Annotated in this window: 24 protein-coding genes and 1 tRNA gene; 9 read left to right on the top strand and 16 right to left on the bottom strand. The window is 69.7% G+C overall.

Features of this window, described 5'->3' with window-relative positions; all coding sequences use genetic code 11:
* A complete protein-coding gene (locus tag MKL20_RS26870) occupies window positions 1-1,548 on the bottom strand; it encodes a GMC family oxidoreductase (protein WP_244039206.1) in 1,548 nt (515 codons plus the stop codon).
* Complete coding sequence (locus tag MKL20_RS26865) at window positions 1,545-2,969, bottom strand: alpha/beta hydrolase (protein ID WP_244039205.1); 1,425 nt, start codon at window positions 2,967-2,969, stop codon at window positions 1,545-1,547. The genes MKL20_RS26870 and MKL20_RS26865 overlap by 4 nt, the downstream gene beginning before the upstream one ends.
* 116 nt (window positions 2,970-3,085) lie before the next feature.
* Between MKL20_RS26865 and MKL20_RS26860 the strand changes: the two genes are divergently transcribed.
* Complete coding sequence (locus MKL20_RS26860; protein WP_244039204.1) at window positions 3,086-3,841, top strand: GNAT family N-acetyltransferase; 756 nt, start codon at window positions 3,086-3,088, stop codon at window positions 3,839-3,841.
* A 206-nt stretch (window positions 3,842-4,047) separates the two neighbouring features.
* Here MKL20_RS26860 and MKL20_RS26855 read toward each other — a convergent pair whose 3' ends face one another.
* The 10 genes from MKL20_RS26855 to MKL20_RS26810 all read right to left on the bottom strand — a co-directional run bounded on the left by MKL20_RS26855 (window position 4,048) and on the right by MKL20_RS26810 (window position 11,217).
* A complete protein-coding gene (locus MKL20_RS26855; RefSeq protein WP_244039203.1) occupies window positions 4,048-4,497 on the bottom strand; it encodes an NUDIX hydrolase in 450 nt (149 codons plus the stop codon).
* A gap of 23 nt (window positions 4,498-4,520) precedes the next feature.
* Window positions 4,521-6,209, bottom strand: a complete 1,689-nt coding sequence (xseA, locus tag MKL20_RS26850; protein WP_244039202.1) for an exodeoxyribonuclease VII large subunit — start codon at window positions 6,207-6,209, stop codon at window positions 4,521-4,523.
* Between the two features lie 118 nt (window positions 6,210-6,327).
* Window positions 6,328-6,627, bottom strand: a complete 300-nt coding sequence (locus MKL20_RS26845) for a type II toxin-antitoxin system RelE/ParE family toxin (RefSeq protein WP_244039201.1) — start codon at window positions 6,625-6,627, stop codon at window positions 6,328-6,330.
* Window positions 6,624-6,905 (bottom strand): type II toxin-antitoxin system ParD family antitoxin, encoded by a 282-nt coding sequence (locus MKL20_RS26840; RefSeq protein ID WP_244039200.1) that lies wholly within the window; start codon window positions 6,903-6,905, stop codon window positions 6,624-6,626. Before MKL20_RS26840 ends, MKL20_RS26845 begins: the two co-directional genes overlap by 4 nt.
* Before the next feature lie 151 nt (window positions 6,906-7,056).
* Entirely contained in the window at window positions 7,057-8,529 is a 1,473-nt protein-coding gene (locus MKL20_RS26835) for an MDR family MFS transporter (protein WP_244039199.1), read from the bottom strand.
* A gap of 97 nt (window positions 8,530-8,626) precedes the next feature.
* The gene (locus MKL20_RS26830) at window positions 8,627-9,946 is read right to left on the bottom strand and encodes an MFS transporter (protein ID WP_244039198.1); all 1,320 of its coding nucleotides are present in this window, start codon (window positions 9,944-9,946) and stop codon (window positions 8,627-8,629) included.
* Entirely contained in the window at window positions 9,946-10,155 is a 210-nt protein-coding gene (locus MKL20_RS26825; protein WP_243971419.1) for an Rmf/CrpP family protein, read from the bottom strand. The genes MKL20_RS26830 and MKL20_RS26825 overlap by 1 nt, the downstream gene beginning before the upstream one ends.
* A 67-nt stretch (window positions 10,156-10,222) precedes the next feature.
* Complete coding sequence (locus MKL20_RS26820) at window positions 10,223-10,480, bottom strand: DUF6894 family protein (RefSeq protein ID WP_244039197.1); 258 nt, start codon at window positions 10,478-10,480, stop codon at window positions 10,223-10,225.
* Window positions 10,481-10,564: 84 nt separating this feature from the next.
* Window positions 10,565-10,828: a hypothetical protein gene (locus MKL20_RS26815; protein WP_244039196.1), complete on the bottom strand. Its 264-nt coding sequence runs from the start codon at window positions 10,826-10,828 to the stop codon at window positions 10,565-10,567.
* A 155-nt stretch (window positions 10,829-10,983) separates the two neighbouring features.
* The gene (locus tag MKL20_RS26810; protein ID WP_244039195.1) at window positions 10,984-11,217 is read right to left on the bottom strand and encodes a hypothetical protein; all 234 of its coding nucleotides are present in this window, start codon (window positions 11,215-11,217) and stop codon (window positions 10,984-10,986) included.
* A 122-nt stretch (window positions 11,218-11,339) separates the two neighbouring features.
* Between MKL20_RS26810 and MKL20_RS26805 the strand changes: the two genes are divergently transcribed.
* The gene (locus MKL20_RS26805) at window positions 11,340-12,356 is read left to right on the top strand and encodes an NAD-dependent epimerase (protein WP_244039194.1); all 1,017 of its coding nucleotides are present in this window, start codon (window positions 11,340-11,342) and stop codon (window positions 12,354-12,356) included.
* Window positions 12,357-12,583: 227 nt separating this feature from the next.
* Here MKL20_RS26805 and MKL20_RS26800 read toward each other — a convergent pair whose 3' ends face one another.
* A complete protein-coding gene (locus tag MKL20_RS26800) occupies window positions 12,584-12,787 on the bottom strand; it encodes a hypothetical protein (protein ID WP_244039193.1) in 204 nt (67 codons plus the stop codon).
* A gap of 363 nt (window positions 12,788-13,150) precedes the next feature.
* Between MKL20_RS26800 and MKL20_RS26795 the strand changes: the two genes are divergently transcribed.
* Window positions 13,151-13,516, top strand: a complete 366-nt coding sequence (locus tag MKL20_RS26795) for a c-type cytochrome (protein ID WP_244039192.1) — start codon at window positions 13,151-13,153, stop codon at window positions 13,514-13,516.
* A gap of 98 nt (window positions 13,517-13,614) precedes the next feature.
* On the opposite strand, the gene MKL20_RS26790 is transcribed toward MKL20_RS26795, so the two are convergent.
* The 3 genes from MKL20_RS26790 to MKL20_RS26780 form a co-directional block, all read right to left on the bottom strand.
* Window positions 13,615-14,133 (bottom strand): MarR family winged helix-turn-helix transcriptional regulator, encoded by a 519-nt coding sequence (locus MKL20_RS26790; RefSeq protein ID WP_244039191.1) that lies wholly within the window; start codon window positions 14,131-14,133, stop codon window positions 13,615-13,617.
* 125 nt (window positions 14,134-14,258) lie between these two features.
* Window positions 14,259-15,197 carry a site-specific tyrosine recombinase XerD gene (locus MKL20_RS26785; protein ID WP_279595007.1) on the bottom strand — a complete coding sequence of 313 codons (939 nt, stop codon included), beginning with the start codon at window positions 15,195-15,197 and terminating at the stop codon, window positions 14,259-14,261.
* On the bottom strand, window positions 15,194-15,346 hold the full coding sequence (locus MKL20_RS26780; RefSeq protein ID WP_058190531.1) for a hypothetical protein: 153 nt from the start codon (window positions 15,344-15,346) through the stop codon (window positions 15,194-15,196). The genes MKL20_RS26785 and MKL20_RS26780 overlap by 4 nt, the downstream gene beginning before the upstream one ends.
* Window positions 15,347-15,604: 258 nt before the next feature.
* Between MKL20_RS26780 and MKL20_RS26775 the strand changes: the two genes are divergently transcribed.
* The 6 genes from MKL20_RS26775 (at window position 15,605) to MKL20_RS26750 (ending at window position 21,401) form a co-directional block, all read left to right on the top strand.
* Entirely contained in the window at window positions 15,605-16,204 is a 600-nt protein-coding gene (locus MKL20_RS26775; protein ID WP_243971405.1) for a shikimate kinase, read from the top strand.
* Between the two features lie 19 nt (window positions 16,205-16,223).
* The gene (aroB, locus tag MKL20_RS26770; protein ID WP_244039190.1) at window positions 16,224-17,369 is read left to right on the top strand and encodes a 3-dehydroquinate synthase; all 1,146 of its coding nucleotides are present in this window, start codon (window positions 16,224-16,226) and stop codon (window positions 17,367-17,369) included.
* Window positions 17,370-17,506: 137 nt separating this feature from the next.
* Window positions 17,507-17,581: transfer RNA gene (locus MKL20_RS26765), tRNA-Thr, on the top strand.
* Window positions 17,582-17,765: 184 nt separating this feature from the next.
* Window positions 17,766-18,335: an NUDIX domain-containing protein gene (locus MKL20_RS26760; RefSeq protein WP_244039189.1), complete on the top strand. Its 570-nt coding sequence runs from the start codon at window positions 17,766-17,768 to the stop codon at window positions 18,333-18,335.
* 111 nt (window positions 18,336-18,446) lie between these two features.
* On the top strand, window positions 18,447-20,165 hold the full coding sequence (locus MKL20_RS26755; RefSeq protein ID WP_244039188.1) for an IlvD/Edd family dehydratase: 1,719 nt from the start codon (window positions 18,447-18,449) through the stop codon (window positions 20,163-20,165).
* Window positions 20,166-20,231: 66 nt separating this feature from the next.
* Window positions 20,232-21,401 carry an acetyl-CoA acetyltransferase gene (locus MKL20_RS26750; RefSeq protein WP_244039187.1) on the top strand — a complete coding sequence of 390 codons (1,170 nt, stop codon included), beginning with the start codon at window positions 20,232-20,234 and terminating at the stop codon, window positions 21,399-21,401.
* Window positions 21,402-21,556: the final 155 nt, after the last annotated feature.

The following is a 21,556-nucleotide window of genomic DNA, read 5'->3' as shown; positions in this document are numbered from 1 at the left end:
TCAGCCCCCGGCGGCCAAAAACGCCTCGGCGGTGCGCAGGGAGAGCGCCATGATGGTCAGGGCCGGGTTTGCGGCGAGCGAGCTCGGGAAGGTCGAGCCGTCGCAGATCCAGAGGTTGTCGATGTCGAAACTGCGGCCGACAGGATCGACCACGGAACTCGACCCGTCCCGCCCCATCCGGCAGGTCCCGATCGTGTGGGCGACCCGCTCCAGCACCCAGATGTCCTCGGCGCCGGCCGCCTGCCACAGGTCGCGCATCACCTTGGTGGCGTGGGCGTTGAGGCGCTCCTCGTTGCGACTGTAGCCGAAGCTGATCTGCGCCTTACGCATCCCGCGCGCGTCGATCTCGTCGGACAGGGTCAGCACGTTGGCGTCGCACGGCAGCGTCTCGCCGTTGATGCCGATGCCGGCGACGTGGTTGTAGCCGTCGAGATAGTCGAGCAGCGGCTGGCCCCACAGGCCGCGCCCGCGCGCCACCGCGTTGCCGAAGGTCAGCGGCACCACGCCGAGGCTCTGGATCAGGTAGCCGCCGGCGAAGTCGGACCCGGCGCGGATGAAGTCCTCGGTGATCAGCGACGACGGATAGCCGCGGTTCATCCGCACCTCGTTGGCGAAGGTGCCCCAGACCTGCGTGGCGACGTGGCCCATGTAGTTGCGGCCAACCTGATCGCTGGAATTGGCCAGCCCGAGATGCAGCAGCAGCCGCGGCGTCTCGACGGCGCCGGCGCAGAGGAACACCGCGCCGCAACGCTGGCGCCGCTCCTGGCCGTCCTGGGTGTAGACCACCGCGCTGACCCGGCCGTCAGTGCCGCGCTCGAGCCCGTGGACGAAGGCCCCGGCCCGGATCTCGGCCCCATGGGTGACCGCGAGGGGCAGGTAGGTGACGTCCATGCTGGTCTTGGCGCCGTTGCGGCAGCCCTGGTGGCAGAAGCCGCAATTGATGCAGGCGTTGCGGCGGGGGCCGCCCTCGGAGTCGAAGTCCTGCGAGACCACCGCCGCGGGGGCATCGGCCCAGCGGATGCCGAGCGCATCGCAGGCGCCGGCCATGATCTGCGCGGGGGCGTTGCGCGGCACTGGTGGAAGCGGATAGCGGCGGCCCGGATCCCAGGGATAGGATTGCGGCCCCGAGACGCCGATGAAGCGCTCGACCCGCTCGTAGAACGGGGCCAGCTCGTCGTAGCTCAGGGGCCAGTCGACGCCCTCGCCGGTCTCGGTGTGAAGGCGCAGGTCGCGGGCATCGGCCCGGGGCACGAAGGCGCCCCAATGCAGGGTCGAGCCGCCGACCCCGGTGCCGCTGTTGTTGGCCCCGAACGCCTCCGGCGTGGAGCCGCCGCTCAGGCGCTCCTCGGTCCAGTAGATCTCGTCGGCTAGGGTCTCGTCGAAAGCGAAGCGCTCCGGCGAAAAATTCGGTCCGGCCTCCAGGGCCACGACCTTGAGGCCGGCCGCGGCCAGCCGGGCGAGGAGCGGCGCGCCGCCCGCCCCGGTGCCGACGATGACCGCATCGACGGATTCGTCCGTGCGGTAGGTCCGCATCCCGTCGAGGTTCATCGTGCCGTCTTCCCATGCGTCGGGCGCGGTTCCCAGGGTTCCGGCGCGTCAAGCCCGACTTCGTGGAAGCCCGGCAATCCGTCCGCGATCGGGCCCGGCCGGTCGCCGCCGGCGCCGATGCCGGAAAAACCGACCCGCGCCAGGGCCGCCGGATGGGCGAGCCACAGGCGCACCGCATCGGCCCGCAGATCCTCGAACCAGAACCGCATCCGGTCGCCGTCGAGGCGGCCACCGAGGGTCTCCGGCACCGACAGGTCGCCGCGCTCAGCGAGCGTCAGCAGCGCATCCTGCTCCCGCCCGTCGAGGACGACGAAGGGACGGCCGTGGGCGGCGCGGGCGGCCGCGTCGAGGGTGCGCAGGGCAGCGCGATAAGCCTCGGGGTCCGGCGGCAGGGCGACGAAGCGCCAGCCGTCGCCGGCCCCGGACGCCAAGCGCTTGTCGAGCCGGGCGGCGATGTCCAGGCCGGGCGCCGGCAGGACCCGGGCGCAGGCAGCGCGCAGGATTGTGAGTTCCACCGGATCGAGAGTTTTGGGCTGGTAGATCGGATCGTCGGGTTCCGCGCGCTCCGTGAGGGCCGTGCGCAGGCGGCTATTGACCCGCTCGGACGCGATCAGCGCGGAATAGGCCGGCGGCACCTCGGGAGCCGGGGCAGTATCCGCGTGCGGACGGTCGGCAATATGCTGGCGCAACAGGTCGGCCAGGGCCTCGGGACGCTCCAGCGGCAGCAGATGGCCGACGCCGTCGACCGTGACGACCCGGTGATGGGCGAGATGCGGCGCCATGAGGGCGTGCTGGGCATCGGCGCCCAGATCGGCATCCTCGGATCCTGCGAGGATCAGCGCCGGCGTACGCAGGATGCCGATCCGGCGGCTCAGATCCTCGTGAGAACCAGCTTCGAGCCACGCCTTCCAGGCGGCCGGCGCGGCCTGAAGCACATCGGCGACCGCGCGGGCCTCGATCTCCGGGTCGAGCCCACCGCCGACATTCGCGCGCACGAAAGCCTTCGCCTCACGCAGGCGGGTTTCCGGATCCGCGTCGATCCAGGCGATCATCTTGGCGCGCCGATCCTCCGGGATCGGCTCAGGGCTCGGCGGCGAGCCCGAGATCAGGATCAGGTCGGTGAGCCCTTCCAGGCCCGGTTCGCCATCCTCGGAGCGGCGGGCGAGGGCCAGCGCCACCTTTGCGCCCATGCTGTGACCCGCGATGGCGAAGCGGGTCGGCGCCTTCGAGCGGATCACCGCCGCCACGTGGTCGGCCATGGCGTCGACGGAATGGCCCGTTGCCCCAGCGGCGTTGCCGAAGCCCGGCAGGTCCACGGGCACGCAGGTCGGCGTGTCGCCGCGGGCGCGGGAGAAGGGCTGCCAGGTTCGGGCGCTGCCGCCGAGAAAATGGAGGGCGAAGAGGAAGTCGGGCGCGGACATGACGCGGAGATCGCGCGAGGCTGGAACGCTTCAAGCGTACGCGACGCCGCATGGACCCGATCGCACCGGGGTGGCGCACTCCCGATCGGCGTGGGATCAGAAGGACGGAGAGAATCATGACGTCCGACCTCGATCTGGCTTGGCGCGTGGAAGAGGCTTGCCTCAATGCCTGGCCGAGCCCGCGCCAGCTCCTCGTCCACGGTTACCTGCTGCGCGCCACCGGCGGCACCTCGAAGCGACAGAATTCCGTGAACCCCCTGCGGGGCAGCGGTGCCCCCGAGCCGGCGATCGCAGCCGGGCAGGCGCTCTACGCCGCCCTCGGGCGCCGGGCGATTTTTCGGGTGCCGGCGATCGCGCCACAGATGGAGCCGCTGCTGGCCCGGGGCGATTACACCGTCGTCGACGAGACCTGCACGCTGTTCCGCGACCTCGACGACCTTTCGGGCGCGCCAGATCCGGCAGTCAGGCTCACGTCGGAACCCGACGCCGAATGGCTGGCCGTGCGCGATGCCCTGAACCGGGCCGACGCGGCAGCCGCGCAGGCGTTTCGCTACACGGTGGAGACCCTCATCCTGCCGCGGGCCTTCGCGGCGGCGGCCGTGGACGGCGGCATCGGCGCCTTCGCCTTCGGGGTGCTCGACAGCGACCTGCTGGTGATCGAATCGGTGGCGACGGTCGAACATCTGCGCGGGCGCGGCCATGCCAAACGCGCCGTGGGTGCGCTGTTACACTGGGCCCGGGGGCAGGGCGCTCGGGCGGCCTGCCTCCAAGTGGTCGCGGCGAACACGCCGGCTCGGGCGCTGTACCGGGGACTGGGATTCGAGCGAGAGCTGTACCGGTATCACTACCGGGTTGGGCCGGAGCCGATTTGATCCATCAGCGATTTCGGCGTGTCCGTAAATAAAGCCCTTTCCATCCTCGACCTCATCCTGAGGAGCTTCCGCGTAGCGGAAGCCTCGAAGGAGCACTCCAGAAGTCTCCGCGGTCCCTGGAAGGCTCCTTCGAGGCCTACGCTACGCTCCGGCACCTCAGGATGAAGGGAATGATTTGGATATCCGTCGCCATCTATGATCTATTGCTACAATAGCGAGTTCTCGGCAGATCGTAAATAATCAAAAACGCGTTCCTGCAGATGCGGCACCGCCTGTTGATGGGCGATGAACCATTCGACCGGCATCAATGTCCAATCGGTGCCTTCGCTTCCGAAGCGGATCTTCTCGACTTCAACCGGCAGTAGGGGCGCGGCACAGAAATAGGCCGCGGCCCCAGTGCCCGACCAGCTTGGATAGCGACGCTGCCAGACGATCCGCTCAGGCTCGATGATCAAGCCGAATTCTTCGTGGGTCTCGCGCAGCGCGCAGTCTGCCGGAGATTCATCGGTCTCCCGGCCGCCGCCGGGGAGGTCCCAAAGCCCTGGAAACGGGATGTCCGGCCGGTCGTCGCGCCGGTAGACGAGGATCTCGGTCCCGAGGATGAGGGCGATCTTGGCGCCGGCAAAGGGCCGCCCATCCCAGATGTCGATCCACACGCCGCTCAGCCCCCAAGCGCGGTTCAGAAGAGCGACCCCTGCCGCGTCGGTGCGGCGGCGCTCGCGGGCGTGCGCTTCCCCGTCTCGGCACCGGAGGCCGGCTGCGTCCGCGCGGTGCGCCGGGTCGGCTTGGCGGAGACGGAGGGGTCGGACGTCCCATCCGGCACCGCATGCACCGTCCCGTCGGCGAATTGCAGGCTGAGACGGCTGGCGGCGGCGGCCTCGGCGGCGTGGCGGACCGGCAGGCCGGCGGCGTCGCGAACCAACACGTAGCCGCGCTCCAGCACCGCCCGATAGCTCAGCGAGCCGAGGAGATGCGCCAGGCCCTCCAGCCGATCGCGGCGGCGCTCGACGCCGCGCAGGCCGGCCTGGGTCAGGCGATCGGACAGGGCGACGAGGCGGTCGGACCGACGCGCCTGGAGCGCCCGCGCCCGCTCCAGGCTGGCATCCCGGGCGACGACGAGGCGGCGGCCGAACTGAGCCAGAGCCTCGCCCTTGCGCTGCACGTCGTTGCGCAGGGCGGTCAGCGGCCGGTGATCGATCCGCGCCAGCCGGGCCCGGGCATTGGCCAGAGCCACGTCCGGCGAGCGCCGCGCCATCCGGTCGAGGAGGAGTTGCAGCCGGGCGCGGTGGCGGCTGGCGCCGGCCGCCAGCGCCGGGGCGAGGCGCGCCTCGGCGAGGTCGAGGCGCTGGCGCTTGGCCGCCAGCAGGGCGTCGGCGCTCGGCAGGGCTCGGGCCAGCGCCCGCAGGTCCGAACGGTCGCGTTCGACCCGGCGGCCGATCGACCCGACCGCGCGGGCGGACAGGTCCGCCACCGTGGCGATCAGATCGGCACGGACCGGCACAGCCATCTCGGCGGCACCGGTTGGGGTCGGCGCCCTTCGGTCGGAAACGTAGTCGATGAGCGTGGTGTCGGTCTCGTGCCCCACTGCCGAGATCAGCGGGATTGCGCTCTCGAAGGCGGCGCGGACCACGCATTCCTCGTTGAAGGCCCAGAGATCCTCGATGGAGCCGCCGCCCCGGGCGACGATCAGCACGTCCGGGCGCGGGATGGCGCTGTCCGGGCCCAAAGCGTTGAAGCCGCGGATCGCAGCGGTGACCTCTTCCGCCGCGCCGTCGCCCTGGACGCGCACCGGCCAGACCAGGACCGGGCGCGGAAACCGATCCTCAAGCCGGTGGAGGATATCGCGGATCACCGCCCCGGTGGGCGAGGTGACGACGCCGACCACGCGCGGCAGGTAGGGGATCGCCCGCTTGTGCTCCGGGGCGAACAGCCCCTCGGCGGCGAGAAGCTTCTTGCGCTCCTCCAGCAGGGCCATCCAGGCGCCGAGGCCGGCCGGCTCCAGGCTCTCGACCACGATCTGGTACGAGGACTTGCCCGCGAAGGTGGTGATCCGGCCGGTGGCGACCACCTCCAGCCCCTCCTGGGGCTTCTGGCGCAGGCGCCCGAACACGCCCTTCCACACCACCGCGTCGATCCGCGCCTGCCCGTCCTTCAGGGAGAAATAGGCGTGGCCGGAGCCGTGCTGACCGCGATAGCCGGAGATCTCGCCGCGTAGGCGGACATGGCCGAACGCGTCCTCCAGGGTGCGCTTGAGCGCGCCCGCCAGCTCGCCGACCGACCATTCGGGCTGGTTGGCCGTGAGCACGCTGGTCGGCGGAATATCCGCCGCGGGCGAGGCTGCGGGGCGCGGAGGCGGCACGAGGGGCATGGGCGGACGCTAGAGCAAGCGGCGGAAAAGTGGAAACCGGTTTTCCGCCTCGATCAAAACCGACGCTGCGGAGCATTGCCGATCGCGCGGCACTTTTTCCCGAGCGCTCCGCCGGTTATCAAAAATCCGCCTCCCAATCGCGACCGCCGTAGAAAATGCGCAGGATCACCACGCGGTGATCCTCGACCATAAAGGCAATCGTCACGCGCCGGCCGAAGCCCACCGTGCGGAGGCCCGGGCGGAGTTCATTGCGCAGGGTCCCGCGCTCGGCGCCGTATTCCAGCCGCTGACAAAAGTCGCGGATGCTCCGCTCGAAGCCCGATGCGATGATCGGCGTGCTGCCCTGCGCGACGGTGTCGTAAATCCAGTCGAGGTCGTCACCAGCGGCGGGCGCATAGGTGATGCTGCGCCGCTTCACGCCCCATCCCGCATCCGCGCTTCGTGGCGCCGGCGCATCCGTTCGGCCATGTCCTCCGACGAGATTGCACGCCCGGGATGGGCTTTCATCTCATCATAGGTCGCTACCACCTCGTCGCGAAGCCAGCGCTCGACGGCGGCGTCACGCTCCTGCAGAGCGCGTAGACCGGCGCGCACCACCTCGCTCGCGCTCGCGAACGCGCCGGTCTTCACCTGGGAATCGATGAACGCGGCCTGCTCTGCTGGAAGACTGAAGGTGCGTTTCTCGGTTGGAGCCATGCGGAATCCTCAGTCCGAACGGTATGATTTTATCATACCGCCGTCGGGATGTGCAGCAACTTCAGAACAGGCTTTATCGGCCGTGGCGAGGCGTTCGACGACTCAAGGGTCCGGCGAAGCGCCTGTGCTCCGGCGGCGATGCAGCGCGTTCTTACTCTACCGCCAGTTCGCGCGGCGCATCCGAGATCGCCACCCGCGGCACGAACAGCGACAGTAGGAGCGTCAGCGACGCCACGGCGAAAACCGTCCAGAACGTGCCGTGGAGGGCGTGCTGGAGCCCGTCCCGGATCGCGTCGCCGCCGGCGCCGAGGCTGGCGGGATCGTCGAGGAGACGGCGGAGCTGGACCGAATCGACCGCCGGCCCGCTCGCCAGATGCACCAACCGGTAGTTCAGCACGGCGCCGAGCGCAGTCGCTCCCAGGGTCGAGCCGAGGTTGCGGGCAAAGATGTTCGAGGCGGTAGCGGCGCCGCGCTGGGCCCAGGCGACGCTGTCCTGGATGATCACGATGGCGGCGGTCGAGAGAAAGCCCATGCCCAGCCCCATGACGATCGAGCCGCAGGCGGCCACGATCGGCGAGGTCGCCGACCCCAGGGCGACGAAAGCGGTGGCACCGAGCGGCAGCAGAGTCGCGCCGACGAGCAGCGTCGGGCGCAGGCCGAATCGCACGAAGTTGCGCGCCGCCGTGGTGGCACCGATCGGCCAGCCGAGCACCATCAGGGTGAGGGTCAGGCCGGCGACCAGCGGCGATTGCCGCAGCACGCCCTGGACGTACATCGGCAGGAAGGCGGTGAGGCCGATCACCGTCATGCCGGAGAGCAGCGTCGCGGCGTTGGCGGTGGCGATCGGGCGCTGCATCCACAGGCGGATGTCGAGCATCGGGTCGGCGGCCCGGCGCTCCTGGAGCACGAACAGGAAGGCGGCGACCACGAAGCCCAGAGCGGGCCAAAGTGCCGCTTCCGCCGAGGTGCCGGCCTCGGTCAGCGCCATCATCAGCGCCGCGATCGCGGCGGTGAACAGGGCGGCGCCGAGCGCATCGATTGGGCGGCTGCGGCGCTCGATGCTCTCCCGCAGGTAGCCCAGGAACAGCGCGGCCGCGACGACGCCCACCGGCAGGTTGATCCAGAAGATCCAGGGCCAGCTCAGATGGCCGATGATCAAGCCGCCGACCAGCGGTCCGGCCACCGAGGAGATGCCCCAGACGCTGGCGAGATAACCCTGGACCTTGCCGCGCTCGCGGGCCGGGTAGAGGTCGCCGACCACCGTCAGGCTCACCGGTTGGATCGCCCCGGCACCGACACCCTGCACCAGCCGGAACAGGATCAGCGATGGCATCGACCAGGCCAGCCCGCACAGCAGGGAGCCGGCCAAAAAGACCGCGATGCCGAACAGCAGCACCGGGCGGCGTCCGTAGAGGTCGGACAGCTTGCCGAACACCACCGTGGTCGCGGTCTGGGTGAGCAGGAAAGAGCCGAACACCCAGGCATAGAGGTGGAGGTCGCCGAGCTGCCCGGCGATCTGCGGCATGGCGGTCGAGACGATCGTCGCCTCGATGGCGATCATGAACATCGCCGCCATCACCGCGGCGAGGACCAGCGGACGGCGCGTCTCGGAGGGGCTGGGCATGCGCGCGGTCTAGGCCCGCGGCGGGCATCGACCTAGCGCCGAGAACGCGCTCCCGCACGGCCCCGCTTCCGGGCCGTGCGGGAGCGCACATGCAATGCTACGCTTCGAGTTCCGCGTCGAGGTCGCGGCCCCGGGTCTCCGGCAGCAGGAAGGCGGCGATGGTCCCGACCAGGCTGAAGGCCGCCAGGTAATAGGCCGGCGCCAGCCGGTCGCCGGTCGCGGCGATCAGCCAGTTGATCACGTAGTTTGTGCTGCCGCCGAAGATCGAGACCGAGAGCGCGTAGACGATCGACAGGCCGGCGCTGCGCACCGCCCGCGGCAGAGCCTCCGGGATGCCGACGATCACCGCGGCGGCGTTGATCGAGGACAGGGCCGAGAGCAGGAACGTCACCGCGTAGACGCTCGCCGCGCTCGGGGCGTTCACCACCCAGGCGAAGGCCGGCACGGCGAGCACCAGGATCAGCGCCCGCGGCCAGATCATCACCGGGCGGCGACCGACCCGGTCCGCCAGCCAGCCGCCGAGCAGCGGGAAGATCACCGAAGCGAGGCCCAGCGCGATCGGCACCGCGGTGGCGGCGGTCTCGCTCAGGCCGAGGGTCGCGCCGGCATAGACCGGCATGTTGGTGCCAACCGCGTTCGACACAGTCGAGGCGGCGATGACCAGGAAGGTCAGACCCAGCAGGCGGCCATGCTCGCTCAGGAGGCGCTTGACCACCGCGAGCGTCGAGGCGGCGGCGTGCGGGTCCTCCTCGGCGCCGGCCGTCTCCGGCAGATGGCTGCGGATCACCAGGCCGACCGGGACGACGCAGAGGCCCAGGGCGAACATCACCCGCCAGCCCCAGGCGGACATCGCCTGATCGCCGACGATGAGAGCCAGGATGGTCGCGACGATGCCGGCGAACAGGGCGGCGCAGCCCTGGCTGGCGATCTGCCAGCTGGTCACGAAGCCGCGCTTGGCCGGCGGCGCCGCTTCGAGCAGATAGGCGGTGGACGGGCCGACCTCGCCGCCGAGCGCAAGGCCCTGGATGAGGCGGCCGGCGATGACGATCACCTGCGCCCAGCCGCCGATCGCCGCGTAGGACGGGCAGGCGGCGAGCATCAGCATGCCGAGCGCCATCAGCGCGATGGTGATCAGCATCGCGGGCTTGCGCCCGGCCCGGTCCGCGAAGGCGCCGATCAGCACGCCGCCGATCGGCCGCATCACGTAGCCGATGCCGAACAGGGCGAGCGACGCGAGCAGGCTGTGGGTCGGATCGGTGGCCGGGAAGAACGCCTCGCCGATCGGCTTGGCGAAGAAGGCGTAGACGGTGAAATCGTAGAATTCGAGGGCGTTGCCGAGCACCACGGCGCCGACCGCCTTGCGGTCGAGGGCGGGATGCGGCGCCGCGCTGGCGTGTAGCGTGGTTTTGGCGTCCATCAGCGCGTGGGCTCCCCGGTCGGCGGGTGCTGGGCGATTCCCCCGGTCACCGGCTCGGCCCCATCGGAGACGGCTTCGTCGTAGCCTGCAAGCCAGCGCGTGCGCGCCTGCGTGCCCTCGGCATAGGGGCACGCCTCGCGGGCGAGGCCCTTGCCGGGCGCGGCACGGCCAAGGGCGTGCGTGTCGAGATCGTTCGGGGGCGAATCCATGCTGGCGCTGCTCCTCATGCGTCGCTTTCGCCGCGATGTAGGGCAGACGGAGCGCGGCGGCTTGCGCTCAATGCAGCGTGGGATCCGCGTCCGGCGGGAGGGAGACGGCCTCGCTGAACGGGAATTCCAGAACCACCTCGCCCGCCGCGTCGGTGATGACCAGGCAGGCGGTCATCAGCCGGGCCTGGTTCTGCGGATCGGCCAGGGCCGCGCGGATCGTCTCCTGGGCTTTCTCCCAAGCCTGATCCGGGTCGCGCAACTCGAAACCGGTCGGATCGGTGATCGTGTCCTCGCCGATCTGGGTATGGAAGAAATAGCGCGGCATGGCCGTCGTCCCCGGTGTCGATCGCTCACGCAGCGAGCGAACCGTTCAGATGGGGATCGGACGGGCTCGGGTCAGCGGCACGACTCAGCCGTTGGCGGCCTGCGCCATCGGGGCCGCGGGAACCGGCCGGAGGCTGTGGACGGTGGCGGACGGGGCGCCCGTGCGGTGCAGTTTCTCCATCGCCATCAGCGGCCGCAATTCGGGCTCGGCGAAATCCATCAGCCGGGCATTGCGCCAGCGCGGCTTGCCGGCACCGCGGCTGAACCAGCGCGGACGGACCTCCTCGACCAGCAGCACGAGCCGGCCGGTCCAGGATTTCCGGAACCAGAAACGCCCGGTCAGAGCCATCGTCCCATCCCCACGAACAGACCCGCCCGAAGCGGTCGGCCGAGCCGATACGGCTCAGCTATCGGCGCCCCAATACCGGACTTGGCCGCTGAAGTACCGGTCGATCGCGCAGGCCCATGCCGGATCGACCGCTATCCACAGGCAACGGATGCAATTCAGCGCGCGAGATGACGCAGGACCAGGCCGAGCACGAGGAGCCAGACGAGGCCCGACGTGACGGAGACGAAGCCGCGCAGCAGCGCGGACTCCAGAGCCTGGTGCGCGGAACTCCGATCGATCGGCCCAAGCCTCGCCTCGGCAGTCCGTGATGCCGGCGCGGCCCCATCTGCGGGGGGCGCGGCGAGGAAGCGCGTCAGGCTTTCCGGCAGCTTTGGTTCGTCGGTCTTCACGGAGCGCGAGACTAATCGTCTCCCTTCCCATGCCGCAAGACGGTGGCCGCGGATGAAACGGAGGCGAGCCCATGATACCGATGGCCGACCCCGGCGGCACGGCCGGTTCACGGCACCCGATCATGTCCCAGCCCCCTGTCCTGATCACGGGCGTCGCCGGCTTCATCGGGAACGCGCTCGCGCTGCGCTTTCTCGAAGCCGGCCGGCAGGTCGTGGGCCTCGACAACGTCAACGCCTATTACGACGTCGGCCTGAAGGAGGCGCGGCTCCGACGCCTCGAACCGTTCGCGGGCTACAGCTTCGCGCGCCTCGACCTGACCGACGCGGCCGGTCTTGATGCGCTGTTCCGCCGTCATGGCTTTCAGACCGTCGTCCACCTCGCCGCGCAAGCCGGCGTCCGCTACTCGCTGACGAACCCGCACGCCTATGCGTCGAGCAATCTCGTCGGTTTCCTCAACATCCTCGAAGCCTGCCGCCACGGCGGCGTCGCGCACCTGCTCTACGCGTCGTCGAGCTCGGTCTACGGTGCGATCACGGCCATGCCGTTCTCGATCCATCAGAACGTCGACCATCCGGTGAGCCTCTACGCGGCGACCAAGAAGGCCAACGAGCTGATGGCGCACAGCTACAGCCACCTCTACGGCCTGCCGACGACGGGGCTGCGGTTCTTCACCGTGTACGGGCCCTGGGGCCGGCCCGACATGGCGATGTCCCTGTTCGCCGGCGCCATCCTGGCGGGCGAGCCGATCCGGGTGTTCAACGAAGGCCGGATGCGCCGGGACTTCACCTATATCGACGATATCGTCGAAGGCATCGTCGCGCTCTCCGAGAAGCCGGCGGCGCCGAACCCCGCCTGGAGCGGCGCCGACCCGGATCCCGGCACCAGCGCAGCGCCCTATCGGGTCTACAACATCGGCAACAACGAGCCGGTGGAGCTGATGCAGATGATCGCGCTCCTCGAAGACGCGCTCGGGCGCAAGGCCGAGACGGTCCTGCTGCCGATGCAGCCCGGCGACGTGCCGGCCACCTACGCGGATATCGACGACCTCGCCCGCGACACCGGCTTCCGGCCGGCGACCCCGCTGAAGCTCGGCATCGAACGCTTCGTGGCATGGTACCGGAGCTATCACGGCCTTTGAGCGGGCCGGCGCTTGCTCAGAGCCTGTGTGACCGGTTTTTCCCAATCTCGACCTCATCCTGAGGTGGCGTAGCGGAGCGGAGCCCTCGAAGGAGCCCTCCAGGGATCGCGCAGCTGGCTGGAGGCCTCCTTCGAGGCTGCTGCGCAGCACCTCAGGATGAGGGGACGAGTGGGATACACCTCAGTCAGAACCAGCACGCGACTGCGATCACGCCGTCAAACAGGCTCTCAGCGACGGCGCCCGGCCGCGTCGCGCCGCCGATAACCGAGAACCGCCGCGATCCCGACGAAGACCGCCAGGGCCGTCCACATCCCGCCCTCGCCAAGCTTGCCGAGGACGACCGAAACGCGGTCCGGCTCTTCGACGAGCGCGATCACGATCGCGGCGAGGCCGCAGAGCGTCAGGAAGATCGCCAGGCCGCGAAAGGTCATGAGGGGCGCTCCGTCGCGACGCCGCGGCCCGGCGCCCGATTGGCCGGCCCGGCCTGCTTAAAGCAACGTCCCGTAAGGCGATCGCCGGCTTTCGGAAAGCTGCGATGCGGATTCAGAGACCGACCGACATCGTTCTGGCCGAGCGGAGCCACGCCCCGGCACCCCGCGATCCAGCTTCCATCCGCCGCAGGCAGCGAAGCGCGAGGATCGGTGTTGAGGGTCTGGCCGTCCACGCAATCAGCAGGACGACGACCTCGTTAGGCTAGGCCGTTGCACCATGTGCGTGTAATCATTTAGAGCTGTTCCAGGCAGGCAAGCTCTGCTCTAAACGCTGCCGCGACAGCGGCCATAAGGAGGAAATCCATGCGTTCTTTCGTTCTCGGCGCCGTCCTTGCCGCCCTGATCCCACTCTCGGCGCAGGCCCAGGAGGCCGGTGATGCGGCTGCAGGCGAGAAGGCGTTCGCCCCCTGCAAGGCGTGCCACAACTTCCAGAAGAACGGCGTGGGTCCGGACCTGAAGGGCGTCGTCGGGCGCAAGGCCGGCACCTACGAGGGCTACAACTACTCCGCCGCGCTGAAGAACTCGGGCATTACCTGGGACGAGGCCAATCTTCACGAGTGGCTGAAGAACCCGAAGACCAAGGTCCCCGGCACCAAGATGATCTTCCAGGGCTACCCGGACGACAAGAAGATCAACGACGTGATCGCCTACCTCAAGACGCAGTCCTGAGACATCGCGCGAGAGCGCAACCGCAATGGGGGCATCCGCGCAGCCGCGCGGGTGCCCTCTTCCGTTCAGGACCCGCGCGTCATGGACCCGACAACGGGCTATTCCGGGATCAGACCGGCTTGAAGGCCAAGCCGCAGGGTGACGAGGTCGTTCAGCAGATCCTTCCGGCCCTGGATGTCGAGGCCGGTCCGGTCGCCCGCCTCGTCGGGCACGCAGGCGAGCACGTCCCGCAGCGACTGGCCGGCCGGCGTCAGGAAGATGCTGACCTGCCGCTCGTCGGCCCGGTCCCGGGCACGCCGGACGCGGCCCGAGGCTTCCAGGCGTTTAAGGAGCGGGGTCAGGGTGCCGGAATCGAGGAACAGGCGGTTGCCGATCTCCTTGACCGACAGCCCGTCCTCCTCCCACAGCACCAGCAGGACGAGGTATTGCGGGTAGGTCAACTCGTAGCGGTTGAGAAGGGCGCGATAGGCACGGCCGAATGCATGCGCAGCGGCGTAGACCGCGAAGCACAGCTGGTTGTCGAGGCGCTGCCGATCCCGCTGCGACGGCTGGTCGCCGGTCGCGCGACCCGCCTGGTTCGGCTGAGCGCCGCTCTGCGAAGCAGTCGGGCCTGACATTGGTTGAACTCTCTCTGGTAAAGGCGGGCTATCGTACCGGTATGCCGACAGGTCACTCTTAGTCAGTTCGTGAATCCTGTACAATTCTCGCGAACGGGCGAAGGGACACAGATCGTCTCCGCCGTTCATCCATCCATGAGCGGGTGCAGGTCTCGTACCATCGCCTTCAGGCGCTCATCGAGGACGTGGGTGTAGATCTGCGTGGTCGAGATGTCGGCATGGCCGAGCAGTTCCTGGACGATGCGCAGATCGGCTCCATTCTGCAGCAGATGACTGGCAAAAGCGTGGCGCAGCACGTGCGGGCTCACCCGGTCGGCGCGCAATCCGGCGGCGACCGCCACGGTCTTCAAGTCGCGGGCGAAGGCCTGCCGGGTGAGGTGGCCGCTGTCGCTGTCGGCCGGAAACAGCCAGGGGGATTCCTCCGGCACCGCCGCCAAGTGGGCAGTCATCGCGGCTAGGGACGCCTCGGTCAGCGGGACGAGCCGCTCGCGGCCGCCCTTGCCCTTGATGAACAGGAAGCGCTCGCTTGTGGTGCCCGCAGCCCGCGGCAGGGCGACGAGTTCCGAGACGCGCAATCCCGTGGCGTAGAGAAGCTCGAGCAGGCAGACCATCCGGCGGGCGCGGCGCGCCGGCCCCGCCTCCTTGTCGGCCGCAGCCGTATGCGCGGTGGCCAGCAGCCCATCCACCTCGGCGATCGACAACACCTTCGGCAGGGTCCGGCCCCGGCGCGGCCCCGAGACCGCGACGCTCGGATCGGCCTCGGCATAGCCCTCGGCATAGAGAAACTTGTGGAAGCCGCGCACGCAGGACAGGCGCCGAGCGGCCGAAGACGCCATGAGCCCGCGGATCTTCAGATCGGCCACGAACGCCCGGAGGCTGTGCGTGTCGGCCTCCTCGAGCGGAATGCCTTCGCGGCCGAGATAGGCGAGATAATCGTCGAGGTCGCGCCGGTAGGCTGCCAGCGTGTTGGCGCCTGCCCCGCGCTCGGCAGCCAGCATGTCGAGGTAGGCGGCGACCTCCGGAGCGGGGGGCCGGGCCGGACTCTCTGCCGCCGCCGCGCTCAACGGTTGCCCGGCTGGAGCTTCGAAGCCGGGATGGTCACGATCATCTCCCGGGGGGTCGGCACCACGAAGTTCGCCAGCGCGAACATCGCCGCGAAGACGAGCCCGGCCAGGATCGCGAGGGTGGCGAAGAAACGGAACAGGGTCGGCACGTCGGTCGAACCTCGGGCAGACGAGCGCAGTCGGCGGGGAGGGGAGCGCGCGAAAAGCCACCCCCAAGATGTCGCGAGAGATCGGTTTCCACCACGCGATCGCGGCGCTGACAAGGCCCGCAAGGACACAGCGATGCGTTTCGCAGGCCGCTTGAATCGCGCTAAGAGCCTGGCACAGGATTGGAAGCCCCCGGCGAGGCGCGTACGGGGCGGCCGACAGGGAGCCGGAGACGCCGCGACCATGCGATGCTGCCGTCGATGAACGAAGAGGATGTTGGTGAACCGATCGAGGCGCGCCTGCGCCGGGCGCTGGGCCTGCGCTCGATCGTGCTCGTCGGCTTGATGGGGGCGGGCAAGAGCACGGTCGGCCGGCGCCTCGCCAGCCGGCTCGGGCTGATCTTCAAGGATGCCGACAGCGAGATCGAGGCGGCGGCCGGCCTGACCATCCCCGACATCTTCGCGATCTACGGCGAGCCGAGTTTTCGGGACGGCGAGGAGCGGGTCATCTCGCGCCTCCTGCGCGCGGGCCCCCTGGTGCTGGCCACCGGCGGCGGCGCCTACCTGCGCGAGGCGACCCGGGTGCGGATCAGGGAATCCGCCATCTCGGTCTGGCTCAAGGCCGATCTCGACGTGCTGATGCGGCGGGTGCGCAAGCGCGGCAGCCGGCCTCTGCTCCAAACCGAGGATCCCGAGGCGACGATGCGCGATCTCATGGCAGTCCGCCACCCGGTCTACGCCGCCGCCGACGTGGTGGTGATCTCCAGAGAGGTCTCGCACGACCGCGTCGTCCAGGACGTGCTGGAAGCGCTGGACGCCCATCTGACCGCCGCGGCCCCGAGCCCCATCGCCGCCCAGTGACCCTGCAGTGAGCCTGTCCGTGACCGAGCCCTCGTCCCATCCGGTTCCCCTGACGGTCCACGTGCCACTCGATGCCGGCCGCGCCTACGACATCCTGATCGGCCGCGGCCTGATCGAGACAGCGGGCGCACAGATCGCCGCCCTCGGGGCCCGCCGGGCGGCGATCATCACCGACGAGAACGTCGGGGCGCTCTACGGCGCCCGCCTGCGCGACAGCCTGGAGCGCGCATGTCTCGGGTCCGGCGTCGTCACCGTGGCGCCGGGCGAGGGCTCGAAATCCTACGCCGGCTACGCGCAGGTCTGCGACGGCCTGCTGGCGCTGAAGGTCGAGCGCGGCGATCTCGTGGTGGCGCTGGGCGGCGGCGTTGTCGGCGACCTTGCCGGCTTCGCGGCCGCGACCTTTCGGCGCGGCGTGCGCTTCGTGCAGGTGCCGACCAGCCTGCTCGCCCAGGTCGATTCCTCGGTGGGCGGCAAGACCGGGATCAACGCGCCGCTCGGCAAGAACCTGATCGGCGCCTTCCACCAGCCCCGCCTCGTCCTCGCCGACACAGCGGCCCTCGACACCCTATCCGAGCGCGAGATGCGCGCCGGCTATGCCGAGGTCGCCAAATACGGGCTGATCGCGGATGCCGGCTTTTTCGACTGGTGCGAGGCCAACTGGCGCGGGATTTTCTCCGGCGGCCCGGAGCGCGAGGAGGCGGTCGCCGCCTGCTGCTGCGCCAAGGCCGCGGTGGTCACCCGCGACGAGCGGGAAGACGGCGAGCGCGCGCTGCTCAACCTCGGCCACACCTTCGGCCACGCCCTGGAGCGGTTGACCGGTTACGACTCGGCCCGGCTGGTCCACGGGGAGGGGGTCGCGATCGGTACGGCCCTGGCCTTCCGGTTCTCGGCTCGGCTGGGGCTCTGCCCCGGTCAGGATGCCGGCCGCGTCGCCAATCATCTGGCGCTCGCCGGGCTGCCGACTCGCCTCCAGGCGGTGCCGGGCGGCTGCGGCGACGCCGACGCCCTCCTCGACGCGATGGCGCAGGACAAGAAGGTCCGCGACGGCGCGCTGACCTTCATCCTCGCCCGCGGGATCGGCCAGAGCTTCATCGCTCCCGGGATCGACCGGGGGGAGGTGCGAGCGTTCCTGCAGGACGAACTCGCCGCCGATCCGCGTCTCTGACGGCGATCGGCCTTGCCTTGCACCGGTCGGACCGCTATGAGCCTGCCACGTCCGGGACGGTTCAGGCCGTCCCGGGATTTTGGCCCGAATCATGCTCGGGGCAGAGGGTCGAGGTCGGTTCGCCGGCCTTGCCGGTTGCCGGTGTAGCTCAGTGGTAGAGCAGCGCTTTCGTAAAGCGAAGGTCGGGGGTTCAAATCCCTCCTCCGGCACCATTTTCTCCCGCCGGGCGCGATAGCTCGCGCGGTCGAGCCGCTGCTATCGATCAGTTGGAATGCTCGATGGTCGAGAGGCCCGCGGTCTTTTCGCGGCCTCACGCATCACCTCTCGGAACCCGACCCGCCGTCCTCGTGTAGGTCGTTCTGTGCCGTGCACCGGCCCAGCAGACGGGAATACGCCATGACAGCCGAGATCCTGGACATCCGGTTCATCCACGAGGGCTGGAGCCGGTTCGGGATCGCGACAGTGCGCCTCGCCGACGGTGCCGTGGTGGAGCGCGAGATCGAGGATCACGGCAACTCGGTGGGCGTCCTGCCGTATGATCCCGAGCGAAAGGTCGCCACGCTGGTCCGCGAGCTGCGGGTGCCGCCCCTGTTCGCCGCCGGCGAGCAGGTCCAGCTCGAGGCGCCGGCCGGCCTGATCGAGGACGGCAGCCCGGAGGAGAACGGTCGCCGGGAGGTGCTGGAGGAGGTGGGCCTGCGCCTGCGCGAGCTGGAATTTGTCGGCGCGACCTATTCCTGCGCCAGCCTGACCACGGAAAAACTCCACCTTTACCTTGCGCCCTATAGCAGGGCCGACCGCGCCGAGCAGGGTGGCGGCGCCGAGGGTGAACACGAGAACATCCGGATCGTGGAAATGCCGCTCGCCGAACTCGCTCGCCTGGCGGACCGGGCCGAACTCACCGATCTGAAGACGCTGACATTGATCCTGGCGCTCCGCGCCCGCCATCCGAAGCTTTTCGCGGCGTGAGAATCCGCTATCGCGTCTTCGCGCAATGGTTGATCACCGGCGCGGTGTTCGTCGCGGTCGCCTGGATCGCGTTCCACCTGCGCTGAGCTGGACCACTTCGGGAGCGAAACGATGAGCGACGAGTCCGGCACCGCCGAACCGCACGGCCTCGACCGGGGCCTGACCAATTACGGCGACCGGGATTTTGCCCGCTACCTGCGCCGCTCCTTCGCCCGGTCCATGGGCATCTCGCGCACGCTCCTCGACAAGCCGGTGGTCGGCATCGCCATGACGCCGTCCGGCTTCAACAACTGCCATCGGAGCATGCCGGAACTGGTGGAGGCGGTCTCGCGCGGAGTGCTGGCGGCGGGAGCCCTGCCGCGGCCTTTCCCGACCGTGTCGCTGGGCGAGGTTTTCCTCAACCCGACCAGCATGATGTACCGCAACCTCATGGCCATGGACACGGAGGAGATGATCCAGGCCCAGCCGATGGACGCGGTCGTGCTGATCGGCGGCTGCGACAAGACCGTACCGGCCCAGCTCATGGGCGCGGCCTCCGCGGGCCTTCCGGCGATCCAGGTCGTAACCGGCCCGATGTCCACCGGCCGCCACAAGGGTCAGCGCCTCGGCGCCTGCACCGATTGCCGGGGCTTTTGGGCCAAGTACCGGGCCGGCACAGTGGATGCGGAGGAGATCGCCGAGGTTGAGGGCCGGCTCTCGGTCACGGCCGGCACCTGTGCGGTGATGGGCACGGCCTCGACCATGGCGTGCATCGCCGAGGCGCTCGGCATGTCGCTGCCCGGAACCGCCGCGATCCCGGCCGTGCATTCGGACCGGCTGGTGGCCGCCGAGGAGACCGGCCGCGCCGCCGTGCGGCTGATCCAGACCAAGGTCACGCCGGCGCAGGTCATCACGGAAAAATCGGTCGAGAACGCGATCCGGGTCCTGATGGCGGTGTCGGGCTCCACCAACGCCATCGTGCACCTCACGGCCATCGCCGGGCGCCTCGGCATCCGCATCCCCGCCGGGCGCTTCAACGCCATCTCGGACGAGACGCCGGTGCTGGTCGACCTGAAGCCGGTGGGCGAGGGCTACATGGAGGATTTCCATGCGGCCGGCGGCATGGGTGCGCTGCTGCGCGAACTGCGCCCGCTCCTGCACCTCGACACCGTAGACGTGGAGGGCCGCACCCTGGCCGAACGCCTGGACGAGCCGCCTGGCTGGGTCGACCGCGCGGTGATCCGCGCCTTCGACAACCCGGTCTCGCCGGTGGGTGGGCTGGTCGCGCTCACCGGCAACCTCGCTCCCGACGGGGCGATCTTCAAGCGCGCCGCTGCGACGCCGGAGCTGTTCGAATCCGAGGGGCGGGCGGTGGTGTTCACCGGCCTCGAAGACTTGAGCCGGCGGATCGACGACCCGGATCTCGACGTGGCCCCAGGCGACGTGCTGGTATTGCAGAATGCCGGACCACATGCCGCCGGCATGCCCGAGGCCGGCTACCTGCCGATCCCCAAGAAACTCGCCCGGGCGGGGATCAAGGATATGGTGCGGATTTCCGACGCGCGGATGTCCGGCACCGCCTTCGGGTCGATCGTGCTCCACATCGCCCCCGAGGCGGCCATCGGCGGACCGCTCGGGGCCGTGCGCGACGGCGATCGGATCCGCCTGTCGATCCGGGACAAGCGGATCGACCTCCTGGTGGACGAGGCCGAGATCGCCCGGCGCCTCGCGGACCATCAACCGCCGCCGGCACCCAAGCGCGGCTACAAGGCGCTCTACCGGCGCACCGTCACCCAGGCGCCGGAAGGCTGCGACTTCGACTTCCTGATCGGGGACGGCGAGCCCGGCTGAGGCGCGGCTTGATCCCTGCGCATGCCGGGCCCATCGTTCGGCGAAGAATCGGGAGGAGTCGACAACATGACGCGTGCCTGCATCGTGGGCTGGGCCCACACCCCCTTCGGCAAGCTCGAGGAACCGGATGTCGAGGGCCTGATCGCACGGGTGTCGGGCGAGGCGCTGACACATGCCGGCGTCGAGGAGTCCCAGGTCGACGGGATCTATGTCGGCGTCATGAACACCGGCTTCTCGAAGCAGGGTTTCGAGGGGTCGCAGGTCGCCCTGAATCGGCCGGGCCTCGCCCACGCGCCGGCGACGCATCTGGAGAACGCCTGCGCCACCGGCTCGGCGGCGCTCTACGCGGCCCTCGATTTCGTCGACAGCGGCCGCGGCCGGATCGCCCTGGTGGTCGGCGCCGAGAAGATGACGGCGAAATCCGTGGCCGAGACCGGCGACATCCTGCTCAGTGCCTCCTACCGGAAGGAGGAGGCCGACATCGAGGGCGGCTTCGCCGGCGTGTTCGGGCGGATCGCGGCGGGCTATTTCCAGCGCTACGGCGACCGCAGCGAGGAGTTGGCCCGCATCGCTGCTAAGAACCACCGCAACGGCGTCGCCAACCCCTACGCGCAATTGCGAAAAGATCTCGGCTTCGCGTTCTGCAACACAGTCTCGGACAAGAACCCCTACGTGGCGGCACCGCTCCGGCGCACCGATTGCTCGCTGATCTCGGACGGCGCTGCCGCCCTCGTGGTGGCGGATGCCGAGACCGCCGAAGGGTTGGCCCGCGCCATCGGCTTCCGCGCCCGGGCGCATGTCAACGACATCCTGCCCCTGTCGCGCCGGGACCCGACCGAATTCAAGGGCGCCCGGCTCGCCTGGGAGAAGGCCCGTGCGCAGGCCGGGATCGGCAACGATGACCTGTCCTTCGTCGAGACGCACGACTGCTTCACCATCGCCGAACTCATCGAGTACGAGGCGATGGGGCTGGCCGAGCCCGGCCAGGGTTTCCGCGTCGTCCGCGAGGGCCTGACCGAGAAGGGCGGCCGGCTGCCGATCAACCCGTCCGGTGGGCTGAAGTCCAAGGGCCATCCGGTCGGCGCCACGGGCGTCTCGATGCACGTGATGGCCTGCCTCCAGCTCATGGGCGAGGCCGGCGACATGCAGGTCCCCGGCGCGAACCTGGCCGGGATCTTCAACATGGGCGGCGCGGCGGTCGCCAATTACGTGTCGATCCTGGAGCGGCGACGCTGAGCCGAGGTCAGAACCGCCGTTGAGCACCGGCCGCGACGGTACGCTACAAGGGGCCCGCCAGGCCATGATCGGCGGCGCCCTTCCAACCCAATTCCCTCATCCTGAGGTGCGGCCGCGAAGCGGTCGCCTCGAAGGAGCCTTCCAGCCGGCCACGC

Source organism: Methylobacterium sp. E-066 (assembly GCF_022829635.1).
Classification (GTDB): Bacteria; Pseudomonadota; Alphaproteobacteria; order Rhizobiales; family Beijerinckiaceae; genus Methylobacterium.
This window is presented reverse-complemented; position numbering and strand designations above follow the sequence as displayed.

Coding starts and splice junctions, on each gene's coding strand:
- MKL20_RS26870 (WP_244039206.1), bottom strand. CDS start 1,548: ATGAACCTCGACGGGATGCGGACCTACCGCACGGACGAATCCGTCGAT.
- MKL20_RS26865 (WP_244039205.1), bottom strand. CDS start 2,969: ATGTCCGCGCCCGACTTCCTCTTCGCCCTCCATTTTCTCGGCGGCAGC.
- MKL20_RS26860 (WP_244039204.1), top strand. CDS start 3,086: ATGACGTCCGACCTCGATCTGGCTTGGCGCGTGGAAGAGGCTTGCCTC.
- xseA (WP_244039202.1), bottom strand. CDS start 6,209: ATGCCCCTCGTGCCGCCTCCGCGCCCCGCAGCCTCGCCCGCGGCGGAT.
- MKL20_RS26840 (WP_244039200.1), bottom strand. CDS start 6,905: ATGGCTCCAACCGAGAAACGCACCTTCAGTCTTCCAGCAGAGCAGGCC.
- MKL20_RS26835 (WP_244039199.1), bottom strand. CDS start 8,529: ATGCCCAGCCCCTCCGAGACGCGCCGTCCGCTGGTCCTCGCCGCGGTG.
- MKL20_RS26830 (WP_244039198.1), bottom strand. CDS start 9,946: ATGGACGCCAAAACCACGCTACACGCCAGCGCGGCGCCGCATCCCGCC.
- MKL20_RS26825 (WP_243971419.1), bottom strand. CDS start 10,155: ATGGATTCGCCCCCGAACGATCTCGACACGCACGCCCTTGGCCGTGCC.
- MKL20_RS26820 (WP_244039197.1), bottom strand. CDS start 10,480: ATGCCGCGCTATTTCTTCCATACCCAGATCGGCGAGGACACGATCACC.
- MKL20_RS26815 (WP_244039196.1), bottom strand. CDS start 10,828: ATGGCTCTGACCGGGCGTTTCTGGTTCCGGAAATCCTGGACCGGCCGG.
- MKL20_RS26805 (WP_244039194.1), top strand. CDS start 11,340: ATGTCCCAGCCCCCTGTCCTGATCACGGGCGTCGCCGGCTTCATCGGG.
- MKL20_RS26800 (WP_244039193.1), bottom strand. CDS start 12,787: ATGACCTTTCGCGGCCTGGCGATCTTCCTGACGCTCTGCGGCCTCGCC.
- MKL20_RS26795 (WP_244039192.1), top strand. CDS start 13,151: ATGCGTTCTTTCGTTCTCGGCGCCGTCCTTGCCGCCCTGATCCCACTC.
- MKL20_RS26790 (WP_244039191.1), bottom strand. CDS start 14,133: ATGTCAGGCCCGACTGCTTCGCAGAGCGGCGCTCAGCCGAACCAGGCG.
- MKL20_RS26775 (WP_243971405.1), top strand. CDS start 15,605: ATGAACGAAGAGGATGTTGGTGAACCGATCGAGGCGCGCCTGCGCCGG.
- MKL20_RS26760 (WP_244039189.1), top strand. CDS start 17,766: ATGACAGCCGAGATCCTGGACATCCGGTTCATCCACGAGGGCTGGAGC.
- MKL20_RS26755 (WP_244039188.1), top strand. CDS start 18,447: ATGAGCGACGAGTCCGGCACCGCCGAACCGCACGGCCTCGACCGGGGC.
- MKL20_RS26750 (WP_244039187.1), top strand. CDS start 20,232: ATGACGCGTGCCTGCATCGTGGGCTGGGCCCACACCCCCTTCGGCAAG.